This is a genomic window from Listeria goaensis (assembly GCF_900186125.1).
Taxonomy (GTDB): Bacteria; Bacillota; Bacilli; order Lactobacillales; family Listeriaceae; genus Listeria; species Listeria goaensis.
On record NZ_FYBQ01000001.1, the window covers coordinates 1 to 12,722 of the forward strand.

Here is a 12,722-nt window from a genome sequence, read left to right on the forward strand (position 1 = left end):
TGGCACGCTTCGGGCATCCGCGTATGTGGAATCGGTGAAAGGTACGCTGGATGAAAGTGGCCTGATGGACGTGGTAATGGGGCTAGGCTTGAGTACGGCGGCGATTCGGGGGAGTATGACGTATGAGAAAGCTAGCGGGGCTAATATTCCTAAACTTTCTAGTTTGTCCGAAGCAGAAAAATTTAGAATGGCTAATCAATATAAGCAGACTGCACCAGTAGGTATTCCTGACAGTGCAAAAATTAATGCCAAGACTATGAATGCCGGTTATGAACAACTTACTTATAAGTGGAATGATGGTCAATTTAAGTATGAAGTAAGGTGGCATACAAGAACTCCAGGAGCACCTGTAGAACAAGGTAATACATGGGTTGTTCAAAGAACAGTACCTGGGAATGGAGGAAACAAGCCACAAACATTCTTTAAAGTTGGTGATAATGAATGGGTAGAAGGATATAGATGGTATGATGCTATAAATGCTAGAAAAGCAGGAAATGCTACTCCAGAACAAATAAAAATTTTAGATAAGGGTCATTGGAAGGAATGAATAAAATGATTGATAGTAGGTTTTATGAAGGTTTTGAGGGCGAAGCAGAGCTTACCTTTGTTGCTGATAATAATAAACTTGTAATTTGGAATGGCTATTTCGAGACTACTTTAGATAACTTATTAGATTGTAATGTAGAAAAAGAGGGAATTGTGAAGGAATATTTTAATCATGAAGGATGGTATGATGATTCACCATGGTTGATAAAAGATAATTCTCTTACTATTAATCAATTAAAACGTTTTGATATTAATAAAATTAATCAAATTTCAATGAAAGATGATCTAGAAGAAATAGTTCAAACGATTATTTCATTTTTAGAAAATAATCGTTTGAGTAAAATCTATATTGAATATGAATAATCAAAAAACAAAAAAGGCACTCAATCACAAGACTGATAATCAAGTTGCCAATAGCTAACAAAAACTAACTGTATTCACTGTATAAAAGTTGCACTACCGAAAAAGATATGAGAAAACTAACTCTACAGAGAAATTAGTATACTCATATCTTTTTAGCTATGTTCAAAAGTATAAAAATCAGTATGTTGCTAGGTATGAGAGGCAGTTTGTCAACTGGGTAGGAGCTCGGATGTGAACAAAAAAATCTGGTAGTAAGGTTGAAGTAAATATTTTTCCTCGAGTAACTATCAGGTTCTCACGAATTAGGAGTCAGACTTAAAACGTAGTACGGAAAAATAGAGAAGAGCTATTTCGACAAATATCTACAGCAACACCTTAAATAAACCGATAAAATATTGGCAGATGTTTACAAGACCAATTGGAGCATGACCTTCCGTATCGTAGCAATTAGTGATATAATAGTACCCATGATTTCAATGGACACGGGGGTGCGTTATGGAAAATGCTGAAAAGATGTTACATGCATTAGAGCACGAAGATATGGTTTTGGCTAAAAAATATTTTGATTTGGCAATTCAAAACGGTTCTGACGAGGAGCAATTTTTTCTTGCTGAGCAATTGTTTAGCTTGGGCTTTTTAGATGAAGCGGAGGACTTATATGAGCTTTTGCTTGCGAATTATAAAGATGAAGGGGCACTTCTTGTTCGAGCGGCAGAAGTGGCACTTGAAAAAGACGATATTGATACAGCGCAGGAATATTTGGAAAAAGTGAATAAACAAGATGAAGCTTATCTTGAAAGTTTGCTTGTTTTGGCTGATTTGTATCAAATGCAAGGCTTGTTTGAAGTGACAGAGCAAAAACTGCTTGAGGCAAAAAAATTAGCGCCAAATGAAGCGATTATTGATTTTGCACTCGGGGAATATTATTTGTCACAAGGAAGATTTGCGCTTTCCGTGCAGCATTATCAGGCGGTGCTTGATACAGGCGTGACGGAACTTGCGCAAGGTACGATTTCCGTTTATGAACGTATTGCCGAAGCTTATAGCGCGAGCGGGGCGTTTGAAGAGGCGTTGCCGTTTTATGAAAAGGCACTTTCAGAACATGAATCGGTGGATACGTTGTTTGGGCTAGGGCTTACGGCATTTCAGGCGAGGGAGTATGTGAAGGCGATTCACGCGTTTGAACATTTGAAGGAACACGACCCGGCGTACACGACGCTCTATCCGTATCTTTCGAAAAGCTATCAGGAAAACGGCGAACAGGAGAAGGCACTTCAGGCGCTCACGGAAGGCTTGAAATATGATGAATTTAATAAAGAGCTTTTTTTCGAGGCTGGAAAAGTGGCAGACCGTTTAGGGAAACTAGATGCGGCAGAGGAGTTTTTCAGGCAAGCAATTGTGTTGGATGAGGAGTACTCGGCGGCTATTTTAGAACTAAACAAACTCCTTTTAGCAAAAGAAGATTTTGAAGGTTTGCTTGAGGTTACAGAGGCACTTTCTGAGGAGCTTGTGACGGAGCCGCAAATTTTTTGGGACTTAAGTGTTGCATACAGCGGCGTGGAACAATATAATAAAGCAAAAGAAAATTTTGAAAAAGCTTATCCTCTTTTTGAAGACAATCCGACTTTTTTACGGGAATATGGTTTATTCCTGCGAGAAGAAGGAGAAACTCAGAAAGCTCGCGAAATTTTCGAGCGTTACTTGAATTTTGAGCCTGAGGATGCGGAAATTCGAAATTTACTTGAGTTTTAATCAACTTTCGGAAGGAGTGAGTGTGATGAAGGCATCCATTTCTGTAGATGAGAAGAAAGATTTTATTCGCTGGCTTTTAAATACGCATCAAATGAAGATGCGGGAAGCAATGTGGGTGTTAAACTATATTGCGGGTCATGATCAAATTATACAATATGTGCATTTTGTAGATGACTTAGAAGGCTGCAATCGCGGGCTCGTTCTTTCTGCTGAAGGTGTGGACTTTGAACCATTCCGCTTTTTTAAAGGAAAGTTAACAACGAGTAACCCGGAAAAAGCATTTCATGATATTCGTTTAAATTGGGACGAGGAATTATATATTGTGCTTCATTTTAGCGACGCGCTTAGTTCTCCTGAATATGCGCTTGTACGTGAAGATAACCCACATAAAGACTTGCAAATTGGCGAAGAAGAACAGCAGCTTGCGACAGACTTCTTAGATCGTACGCTCAGTAGTTTCATGATGGAATCGGTTCAAAAGGAAATTGACCGTGCGATTGATGCGGGTGATAAAGAACGTTTCTTAGAACTTACGGCATTTTTAAAGGAAATGAAAGAATAGATATGGCTAAAAACTGGGCAAGTTTTTAAGTTCGAGCGTTTTGCGCCCATTAACTTAAAAGCATGCCTAGTTTTGTGTTTTTTTTGAGATTGGGGGAAAATGTTTGTGTATGCGTTACTACAAAACCGTACGTTTTTGCGGTTGCTTTTGATTGTGAACTTGTTAGGTGCTATTTATGGCTACATTTGGTATATTCCGCAACTAGAAATAACACGACCGATATTTTGGCTGTTTGTTCCCGATAGCCCGACTGCTGTTTTGTTTTTCTTTTTTGTGATTGCGGCTTTTTTGGCTAAAAAACATTGGCCACTGATGGAAGCACTGGCGTTTGTAAGTTTGATGAAATACGGTTTATGGGCAGTAGGCATGAATGTTTTCTTAATGATTGACCAACAAACGATTATTTGGACGGGTGTTATGCTCATGATTAGCCATGGCTTTATGGCTATCCAAGCGATGCTTTATGCACCTTTTTATCGCTTTCGTATTGGGCATTTTATGGTTGCGGCCGTTTGGGTATTACATAACGATGTGATTGACTACTTATTTGGGCAAATGCCAATTTATATGGGCTTAGAGCGCTTTTTACCGTATATTGGTTATGCGACATTCTGGCTCACGATTTTTGTTCTGATTTATGTGTACCGGAAGACGTTAAAAGAAGATCGTCTGAAACTTGAATTATTTTAAGATTAGAATTTTCTCATAGTGAGTGAAACCTATTGAGAAGCGCGCAAAGATACTTTATAATTAAAACTAATCAAAGTTAGTATTAGGAGGAAGATGATTTAAATGTCATTAGGATCTTATATAATTTATTTTTTTATTGTCGCAGCGATTCCACTTTGGGCACAATTTCGTGTTAAAAGCACGTATGCGCAGTATTCAAAAGTGCGTGTAAGAAGTGGCCAAACAGGTGCTGAAGTTGCACGAATGATTTTAGATAGAAACGGTCTTTCTAATGTGCCGGTGCACGCCACAAAAGGTGTTTTGAGCGATCATTATGATCCAAGCAAAAAAGCAGTATTCCTTTCAGAATCAAACTATCATGAAGCAACGATTGCGGCAGCAGCAGTAGCCGCTCACGAAGTTGGTCATGCGATTCAAGATAAAGAAGGTTATGCTTTTATGCGTTTCCGTTCGGCATTAGTGCCAGCAACGATGTTTAGTTCAAACATTTCGTGGGTGTTTTTAATCATTGGGATGCTTGCAACGATTCCAAGCCTTATGTTAATCGGAATTGTTTTAATGGCTGTAGGTGTATTGTTCCAAGTCATTACTTTACCTGTTGAATTTGATGCGAGTAAACGTGCACTTGTACAACTTGAAGATGGTGGTTTCTTAGACTCTTCAGAGAATCCACAGGCGAAAAAAGTGCTTAGTGCAGCTGCTATGACTTACGTTGCAGCAATGGCTGTAGCTGTTCTAGAGTTGCTTCGTCTTATCTTGATTTTTACAAATATGAATCGAAATTAGTTATAAAACCTGAGAACAGCTCTCAGGTTTTATTTTGAGAAATAAGGATAAAATGAGGGGAAAATATGGATTTTGATGTGATTGTAATTGGTGGTGGCCCGTCTGGTTTAATGGCGGCTATTCAGGCGGCGGAGAAGAATAAAAAGGTGTTGCTCGTTGAAAAGGGGCCGAAGCTTGGGCGCAAATTGATTTTATCGGGCGGCGGTCGGTGCAATGTCACCAATCGTTTACCTGTAGAGGAAATCATTCGGCATGTGCCAGGGAATGGCCGTTTTTTGTATAGCGCGTTTCACCAATTTGATAACGAGGATATTATTGCGTTCTTTGAAAAACTTGGCGTGCATTTAAAAGAGGAAGATCATGGGCGAATGTTTCCGGTGTCAAATAGTGCACGGTCGGTCGCCGATGCGATGATAAGTCGAATGGAGAAGCTTGGGGTTACGGTGTTTATGAAGACGCCTGTTAAAAAGGTATTGTATGAAAATGGGCAGGTGAAGGGTGTCGAGCTTCTGGACGGACAGGTGAAGACAGCGTATAGCGTCATTGTGGCGGTTGGCGGGAAATCGGTTCCGCGTACGGGTTCAACGGGGGACGGCTATGGTTTTGCAAAGGACGCGGGGCATACGATAACGGAACTTTATCCGACAGAAGTTCCGATTACGTCGCAAGAGCCGTTCATTATGTCGCGCGCACTTCAAGGGATTTCGCTTCGTGATGTGTCGCTTTCGGTTTTAGGGAAGAAAAATAAAATTGTGGTGACGCACCGTATGGATATGATTTTTACGCATTTTGGCATTTCAGGTCCAGCAGCACTTCGGTGTAGTATGTTTGTTAATCAGGCGCTTAGGAAGCAGGATCTTGTGACGATGGAACTCGATTTGTTTCCGGACCTTGGGTTAGAAGAAGTACATCAGAACGTCTTTAAGCTGTTAGAGGAAAATCCAAAAAAAGCTGTTAAAAACTCGCTTTCCCCTTTAATCCAAGAAAAATTATTGCTCTTTCTTTTGGAAAAAGTGAGCATTAATCCGGAAAATCATTATAAGCAGGAGAGTCCGAAAAAATGGGAGGCATTTGAGCAGCTTTTGAAAAGTTTTGTCTTTACTGTAGACGGGACGCTTGATTTTGAGAAAGCATTTGTGACGGGTGGCGGCGTGCAGACGAAGGAAATCATGCCGAAAGAGATGCAGTCGAAACTGATGCCGGGCTTATTTTTCTGCGGTGAAGTTTTAGATATTAATGGCTACACGGGTGGTTATAATATTACGTGTGCACTTGTGACGGGGCATACGGCGGGGGAATATGCGGCGAAATTTTCTAGTGAGGCAAGGAAAAATGAACTTGTCTAATAATGAAGCAGAGTAGGGTGGCTACTCTGCTTTTTCGTTTAGGAAAGTTGTGACAATTTGTTCGCGTTCTTCTAAAAAGGCGGAATTATTGCGGCTTGGATGAATGCGATTTGTGAGGACGATGAGTCCTTTTTTTTGTACGATGTCAAGGACGATGAAGGTGCCTGTAAATCCAGTATGGTAAAGGGCGTAATGGTCGCCGTTTGGTTTTAAGTCATAGCCAATGCCTCGGTCACGATTTAAATCTTGCGTATAGTTTTCTTGAATGCGGGCAAGGCTTTCGCGCGTTAAAATCGGGGCGCCGTCGTCAAAAAGGAGTGCCGATGCAAAACGTCTGAGGTCATCTAATGTTGAGAAAAGCCCTGCATGACCGGTGTTACCACCTGCGATGAAAGCCTTATGGTCATGGACGGTGCCTGAAATGACGCCGCGTTTTTCGGTTACTTCAGTTGGGACTGAATGGGCTTTGTCAGCCGTAAAGAATGTTGTGTCTTCCATGTGAAGCGGGCGTAAAATGGCGTCGGTTACTTGCGCTTCAAACGGCTTTTCACAAGCTACTTCGATAACTTTACCGAGGAGTAGGAAATTCAAATCGGAGTAGTCCACGATGGTGCGGTTTTTTGCGACTGGACGGGCAGCGCTAATGTAGGCGTCGATGTCGCTAGGCGTTTCAATTGGGAAGCCGGGAATGTTTTTTGGGAGCCCAGTGCGGTGCGTCAAACAGTCGAGTAGTGTCAAATCGGGCGTGTGATAGTCCGGCAAAAAGGTGCCAAGCGAATCCGTTAGAGCTAGTTTTCCGCTCTCAACAAGCTGCATCACACGCGTAGTCGTCGCCACAACTTTCGTGAGTGACGCAATATCGTAAATGTTTTTTTCAAAAGAAAGAAGCGGTTTTTTTGAAGGGCTAATTTGTTTTAAACCGCGAGTGAAGGACTGTGTCGCTTCTTGCGTCAAAAACTGGAAACTCGCTCCTGGCACGGTGCCTGAGTCAACCAGATTTTCGATGCGCATTTTCGTTAGTGGAAACATGGCTACACCTCTTTATAAACAGGCGTCCAGATGGCGTTTTGAACGTCCTCTTCTGCGACCGTTTTAATCCGTGCGACACCGTCTTTGATGGCTGCTTTTGCAACGGCGTAAGCGACTTTTTCGCTCGTTTGAAGGAGTTTTGATACGTGAGGTAAAAGTGCCGAGCCTTTATGAGTGGCATCAACTTGTTCTGATACAGCCTTTGCTGCTGCGCGTAGCATGCCATTTGTGATTTTTTCTGCGCGCGAAATGATGGCGCCAAGACCAAGGCCCGGGTAGAGTAGCGCATTGTTCGCTTGACCAATTTCAAACGTTTGCCCGCCGAATTCAACAGGCGCGCTCGGACTGCCCGTCACAATGAGCGCTTTTCCATTTGTCCACTGGATTAAATCGGCAGCTTTTGCTTCAGCGAGTTTTGTAGGATTTGACAGCGGTAAGATGGCCGGACGAATCGTATAGCTGGCCATCTCACGCACCACGTCTTCTGAAAATGCGGAAGGGACGCCGCTTGAACCGATAAGCATCGTTGGTTTGATCAGTCTAACAAGCTCTAAAAGCGAAGTGGTGTCGATGTTCTCAAAATCCGCCCGGTCTCGCGCAAAAGAACGCTGCCCAGTTGTTAAGTCGGCCATGTCATCTGTCACAAGACCATTTCGATCGACTAAATAAAAGGCCTTTTTAGCGTCGTGGCGTGTGACTCCACTACTGTGCATGATTTCATGACAAAGCTCGGTGGCAATACCAATACCCGCCGTTCCTGCGCCAAAAATCAGAATCCGCTGTTTCGCAAGCGGAATTTTGGATACGCGTGTTGTTGAAAGTGCAGCCGCGACAACCATTGCGCCAGTTCCTTGAATATCATCGTTAAAGGTGCAGACTTCATCTTTGTAGGTATCTAAAATTCGGCTCGCATTGGCCCGACCGAAGTCCTCAAAATGAAAGACGACTTCTTTGAAAATTTCTTTTGCGGCGGAAATAAATTGCGCGATGAAATGGTCATATTCAGTTTTAGACATGCGCGGCTTGCGCTCGCCGAGATAAAGCGGATCATTTCGCAAGTCCAAATTGTTCGTGCCAAAATCAATGATGACCGGTAGGCAGCTAGACGGGTCAAGGCCAGCCGCAACGGTATAAACCGCAAGTTTTCCTACCGCGATTTGAACGCCGTTTACGCCCCAGTCACCGATGCCTAAAACACCTTCGCCATCTGTAATGACCATCATTTTAATTTTTTCAGGCTGTCCGCACGCGTTTTTCAGGCTATTGTGTAAAATTTCTGGGCGGAAAGCATTGATAAAAAGCGCATCATCGGTATTTTGAAAGTGCTTGTGGTATTCGGTCACCGCATCACCAATTGTTGGCGTGTAAATAATTGGAAGCAGTTCCGTCACATATTTTTGCACTGTCGCAAAATAAAGCGTCCGATTTTTATTATAAAGGTCCGTCAAATAATAATTTTTTTGCAAGGCATCAGGAAGCGCGTCAAAAATGGCCTTCACGCGTACAATTTGTTCATCTAGCGTTTCCACGTGCGGCGGAAGTAGGCCGTCTAATTCATATTTTTCACGTTCCTCATATGTAAAAGCAGTTCCTTTGTTTAAAAACGGATTTCTTAAAATATTATTTTTCGTCATAAAGTGGCTCCTTTTCAATCTTTGGTTCTATTTTACCGCGTTTTTCAGATAAAATAAAATCCTTGCGCGTACGTAATCCCAAGACCTACCAAATAATGGAATTGTTCCTTGTTTTCAACACCTTCTACAACCATCTTTTTCTTCTTTTTTTCTAAAAAATGATGCAAGTTGGTGAGCACTAATTTTTTCCCGTGATGATTTTGTACGTCTTTCAACAGTTCAGCGTCCGTTTTCACAAAATCAGTCGGGTGCCTTAGAACGCGTGCGATGTCTGCATAGCCTGAACCATAGTCATCAATCGCAAATTGCGTGCCAAAACGTCTTTTCAGAGAGGTCATTTTTACGTGCAAGTCGAGCAACTGGCATTCATCAATCACAGATGTTTCTAAAAATTCAAATGTAATTTCGCCACTTTCTTTAAGTAGTTCTTCCAATTCTTGGTAGTGGTGGATAAACGTGTCGTAGGAAATATTTAAAAAAAGTCGTGTGCTTTCGCGCCAACTAAAGTGCTCGATGCCATTTTTAAGCGTGCGCAGTTCAAATTGACTGGTCAAACGGTTTTTCTCGCATTCTTTAATAAAATCCCCAATCGGTACGTTATGAACGCGCGTCAGGGATTCGTAGCCAAAAACATGATTTTCTTGAATGTTCACAATCGGTTGATAAATCGTTTGGAATTCATTGGATTCGATCATATCCAAAATTTGGTTTTTATTCATCTACTAACGTCCTTTTTTATCAAGGCTAACTCTTTATGCATGTAATCAAAGAAATGTGTCGTAGTAGCGTTCGACGTATCCATCTCGTTTAGTTTATCCATTGCTTTTTGATAAAAATCTGGTTGATTTGTTTGCGTGTAGTATTCCGTAAGCATCGCATAAACGGCCGTCGATTCAATACTTTCCACAGGTTCTTTCGTATCCCGATAAAAACGTGCATAAACTCGATTATTTTGTTCCCATTCGCTTTGCAAAAAAGCATCAAAATGCGGTTCTTTTTTATGAGTTAGCGTAACATATTGAATCGCAATTAGCATTTGATCAATCATATTCACTTCATTACCAGTCGTTTCATAACGCCCATCTTGAAAGATTTCATCAAAAAACGGACTAGCTACCGCATTTTCTAGCGGCTTGAAGGCAGCCTTATCAAACCCAGCTTCTTTCATCGCGGTACTATTATAATAACTCAAATGAAGCGTTTTTGCTTTTTCTTTTGTTTTAAAATCGAAAAAATCACGAGGTGTTTGGTTCCCCAAACCATATTTTTTCCAACTCACCGCGATTTTGTTCGCGAAGTCAGCGTACGGAGGGTAATTAAATTGGTCACTTGCCGCCTGAAGAGCTTCATAAATGCGCATATCATCTATAAACGCGTTTGTCGTAATACCATTTCCCATTTTCCACTTAATAAATGTTTGTTCAGTTAGCAGTTCATTTTGCATCGCCGTAAAAAGCGAATGAAACGTTTGGCTGTCATTGTTTAAAACAAGATACTGCATATATAAACCGATACTTTCCGACAAATAATTGGCATTTTTAGACACTTTATAGTCGGCAATTAACCCGTTTTCTGCCAAATAATTGGTTGCCACATGTTTCTCCACATTTGCCTTTTTCGGCGTTGTTTCTTTTGGCGGACTTTGCGCGCACCCAGCTAGAAATGCGATAAGCGTCAGTAAAAATAATTTTTTAAACATCTTCCAAGCCCTCCTTTGAAAAGCTTGTTAAAACTTGATTCCGTCCGCTTTGTTTGGCAAGATAAAGCGCCTTGTCGGCCGCCTCAAACAAACTTTCTTTCGTTTTATAGTTCGAATCAGGAAATTGCTGACAGGAAACGCCTAAAGAAATTGTCACTTGCCCGCTTTTTGGATTGTAAGGAAACGATGTGCGTTCAATTTGGCTCCGAATAATCTCGGCGATTTGCTGACTTTCTGGAAGTGCCACATTGGGTAATAAAATGGAAAATTCTTCGCCACCAATTCGGGAAATGAGCGCACTTTTTGGCAGCACATGATTGCTTAAAATCACACTAAACTGGGATAAAACCGTATTGCCCGCCTGGTGACCATGGACATCATTAATTTCTTTAAAATTATCTATGTCAATGACGATTAAACTAAGCGGTTTCTTTTTTTTCAAAGAAAGAAGAAAAGCTTTTTCAAATGTTTCTAAAAAATAACGGATATTAGGCAAATTGGTTAGCATATCTGTCATAGCAGAATTTCGAAGCTGAAACATGATTTTATTGCTCTTATCAATATAGTTACAAGCGGCAAATACGAGTGCGCTCGTTAGCATGAAAAGCGCGTAGTAAAGTAAGGCTTCGCTTCCAGTTAAAATGGTGTGGCTGCCAAAGTCGGTGAAGTAGTAGTAAGCTAGAACGGGAATGGCACAGGAAAAGACAATCAAATATTTTTTGAAATAGCTCATGTTAAGTTTGGTGACAATAAAGCAAATAAGATAAAAGCCTGTTAGCAGCAGAATAAATTTAAGCTCATTTTGCGTGGATTCCCCCATCCAAATGTGGCCGATAACCATGAAGCTATAGGCGATGGTGACAGGAATTCGGCCGCCGAAAATGGCAGTGATGAGTAAAATATTCATGCGCATGTTTGTATAAACGACTGTCGCCGCGTCTTGGTCCCCGCGAAAAATAAAATAAATGCCAGCTAAGCCGTAGTAAACACCAATTGAAATACTTAAAAGCAGCTGACTTTTACGATGTAAAAACCAATTGGGTTTTATTTCGCGAAGTTTGCGGAAGGCAATTCCTTGAATGAATAAAATGGCCAGAAATGTCGAGATACTATCAATATAGGCATCAAATTGTGTAGGCATAAAAATTACTCCTTTAATGGAACTGTTAAATGAACTGCTGCATGAACACGGTTTCGTCCATTTTCTTTTGCGATATAAAGCGCCTTATCAGCGGTGTTTAATAAGGCTGCACCACTTTCAAAATCGTGAAGTTCGTCCATCGTTGCAGTGCCAACAGAAATGGTCAAGTGGATATCTTCACGATTAAAAGGGAAATCGGTTTTCTCAATTTTCCCCCTAAGCTGTTCGGCGTAAAGCTTTGCACCGGTGCGTGAAATATTTGGTAATAAAATGGCAAATTCTTCGCCACCAATTCTTGCGATGAGTGTCCCTTTAGGAAAAAGGACTTTTTGTAGGGCGCCACTTAAGCTTGATAAAATAACATTACCCGTTTGATGTCCATATGTATCATTGATATTCTTAAAAAAATCAATATCAAAAATAATAATGCTTAGCGGTGTGCGATTTTTCTTGCTCTCAGCAAATTGTTCGCCTAAACAATTGTCAAAATGACGAAAATTGGCGAGATTTGTTAATGGATCTAAAATAGCTGACTGGCGCAAGGCAAAAATTTGTTTGTTGGAGGAATCAATGAAGTGGGCAGCCAGATATAATAGCAGGCTACAGAAAAAAGAAATGCCAAAAAATAAGAGCCACCTTGGAATAGCTTCCATTTGAAGGGGAATAGCCATTTTAAGATGGAGATAGAAAAGCATGAAGGGCGTAATGCTCAGCTTGCTTAAAATGAACTTTTGAAAAAGCGAGATTTTCAAAGTGTTTACTTGAATACAAATAAGATGGAAAGAGATGATAAAAAAAAGATAGAGAAGTTGAAGGCTCGTGTCTGCGGCTAGCATGAGTTTGCCTACTGCGATGATAATAGTTGCAATAGTAGCGGGGCCTACACCTGAAAATAAGTTTAAAATTAAGATAATGTTGACGAGCATGTCGGTATAAACGCCGTAATCTGTACCTGGCAAGCCACGCAAAATAAAGTACAAACCTAAAACACCATAATACATGCCGATAAAATAACGGATGATATGGTGTTGCCAATTATTAATAAACCAATTTGGTTTTCTTTCGCGAAGTGAACGTAAAATCATACCGTGAAAAAATAGAGCGGATAAAAAAAGTGCCAAACTGGACCATAACGAGTCAATCATATTCCACATAAAAAAAAGCTCCCTTTTTG

General features: G+C 40.9%; 12 protein-coding genes and 1 pseudogene. 7 read left to right on the forward strand and 6 right to left on the reverse strand.

Features of this window, described 5'->3' with window-relative positions; translation table 11 throughout:
* From CFT42_RS00005 to CFT42_RS00035, 7 genes and pseudogenes are all read left to right on the forward strand, one after another.
* A pseudogene (locus tag CFT42_RS00005) lies at positions 1 to 547 on the forward strand (hypothetical protein); the annotation flags it as partial.
* A gap of 5 nt (positions 548 to 552) precedes the next feature.
* Positions 553 to 909 (forward strand): hypothetical protein, encoded by a 357-nt coding sequence (locus tag CFT42_RS00010; RefSeq protein ID WP_088808554.1) that lies wholly within the window; start codon positions 553 to 555, stop codon positions 907 to 909.
* Between the two features lie 495 nt (positions 910 to 1,404).
* Positions 1,405 to 2,661 (forward strand): tetratricopeptide repeat protein, encoded by a 1,257-nt coding sequence (locus CFT42_RS00015; RefSeq protein WP_088815102.1) that lies wholly within the window; start codon positions 1,405 to 1,407, stop codon positions 2,659 to 2,661.
* Positions 2,662 to 2,686: 25 nt separating this feature from the next.
* Positions 2,687 to 3,223: a ReoY family proteolytic degradation factor gene (locus CFT42_RS00020; RefSeq protein ID WP_088808556.1), complete on the forward strand. Its 537-nt coding sequence runs from the start codon at positions 2,687 to 2,689 to the stop codon at positions 3,221 to 3,223.
* A gap of 99 nt (positions 3,224 to 3,322) precedes the next feature.
* Positions 3,323 to 3,913, forward strand: a complete 591-nt coding sequence (gene lhaT, locus CFT42_RS00025) for a lipoprotein heptaprenylglyceryl N-acetyltransferase LhaT (RefSeq protein ID WP_179946361.1) — start codon at positions 3,323 to 3,325, stop codon at positions 3,911 to 3,913.
* Positions 3,914 to 4,015: 102 nt separating this feature from the next.
* Positions 4,016 to 4,699 (forward strand): zinc metallopeptidase, encoded by a 684-nt coding sequence (locus tag CFT42_RS00030; RefSeq protein WP_088808557.1) that lies wholly within the window; start codon positions 4,016 to 4,018, stop codon positions 4,697 to 4,699.
* Between the two features lie 65 nt (positions 4,700 to 4,764).
* Positions 4,765 to 6,045, forward strand: coding sequence for a BaiN/RdsA family NAD(P)/FAD-dependent oxidoreductase (locus tag CFT42_RS00035; RefSeq protein ID WP_088815103.1), 1,281 nt, complete (start codon positions 4,765 to 4,767; stop codon positions 6,043 to 6,045).
* A gap of 21 nt (positions 6,046 to 6,066) precedes the next feature.
* On the opposite strand, the gene CFT42_RS00040 is transcribed toward CFT42_RS00035, so the two are convergent.
* Genes CFT42_RS00040 through CFT42_RS00065 form a run of 6 tightly spaced genes read right to left on the reverse strand, consistent with a single transcriptional unit; the run spans position 6,067 to position 12,702 of the window.
* Positions 6,067 to 7,074 carry a serine hydrolase domain-containing protein gene (locus tag CFT42_RS00040; protein WP_088815104.1) on the reverse strand — a complete coding sequence of 336 codons (1,008 nt, stop codon included), beginning with the start codon at positions 7,072 to 7,074 and terminating at the stop codon, positions 6,067 to 6,069.
* Positions 7,075 to 7,076: 2 nt separating this feature from the next.
* Complete coding sequence (locus tag CFT42_RS00045) at positions 7,077 to 8,708, reverse strand: NAD-dependent malic enzyme (protein WP_088815105.1); 1,632 nt, start codon at positions 8,706 to 8,708, stop codon at positions 7,077 to 7,079.
* A gap of 44 nt (positions 8,709 to 8,752) precedes the next feature.
* Entirely contained in the window at positions 8,753 to 9,427 is a 675-nt protein-coding gene (locus CFT42_RS00050; RefSeq protein WP_088808561.1) for an EAL domain-containing protein, read from the reverse strand.
* Positions 9,424 to 10,407 (reverse strand): glycoside transferase, encoded by a 984-nt coding sequence (locus CFT42_RS00055; protein ID WP_088808562.1) that lies wholly within the window; start codon positions 10,405 to 10,407, stop codon positions 9,424 to 9,426. Before CFT42_RS00055 ends, CFT42_RS00050 begins: the two co-directional genes overlap by 4 nt.
* Positions 10,400 to 11,548, reverse strand: coding sequence for a GGDEF domain-containing protein (locus CFT42_RS00060; protein ID WP_088808563.1), 1,149 nt, complete (start codon positions 11,546 to 11,548; stop codon positions 10,400 to 10,402). Before CFT42_RS00060 ends, CFT42_RS00055 begins: the two co-directional genes overlap by 8 nt.
* Positions 11,549 to 11,553: 5 nt before the next feature.
* A complete protein-coding gene (locus CFT42_RS00065; RefSeq protein WP_088808564.1) occupies positions 11,554 to 12,702 on the reverse strand; it encodes a GGDEF domain-containing protein in 1,149 nt (382 codons plus the stop codon).
* Between the last annotated feature and the right edge of the window lie 20 nt (positions 12,703 to 12,722).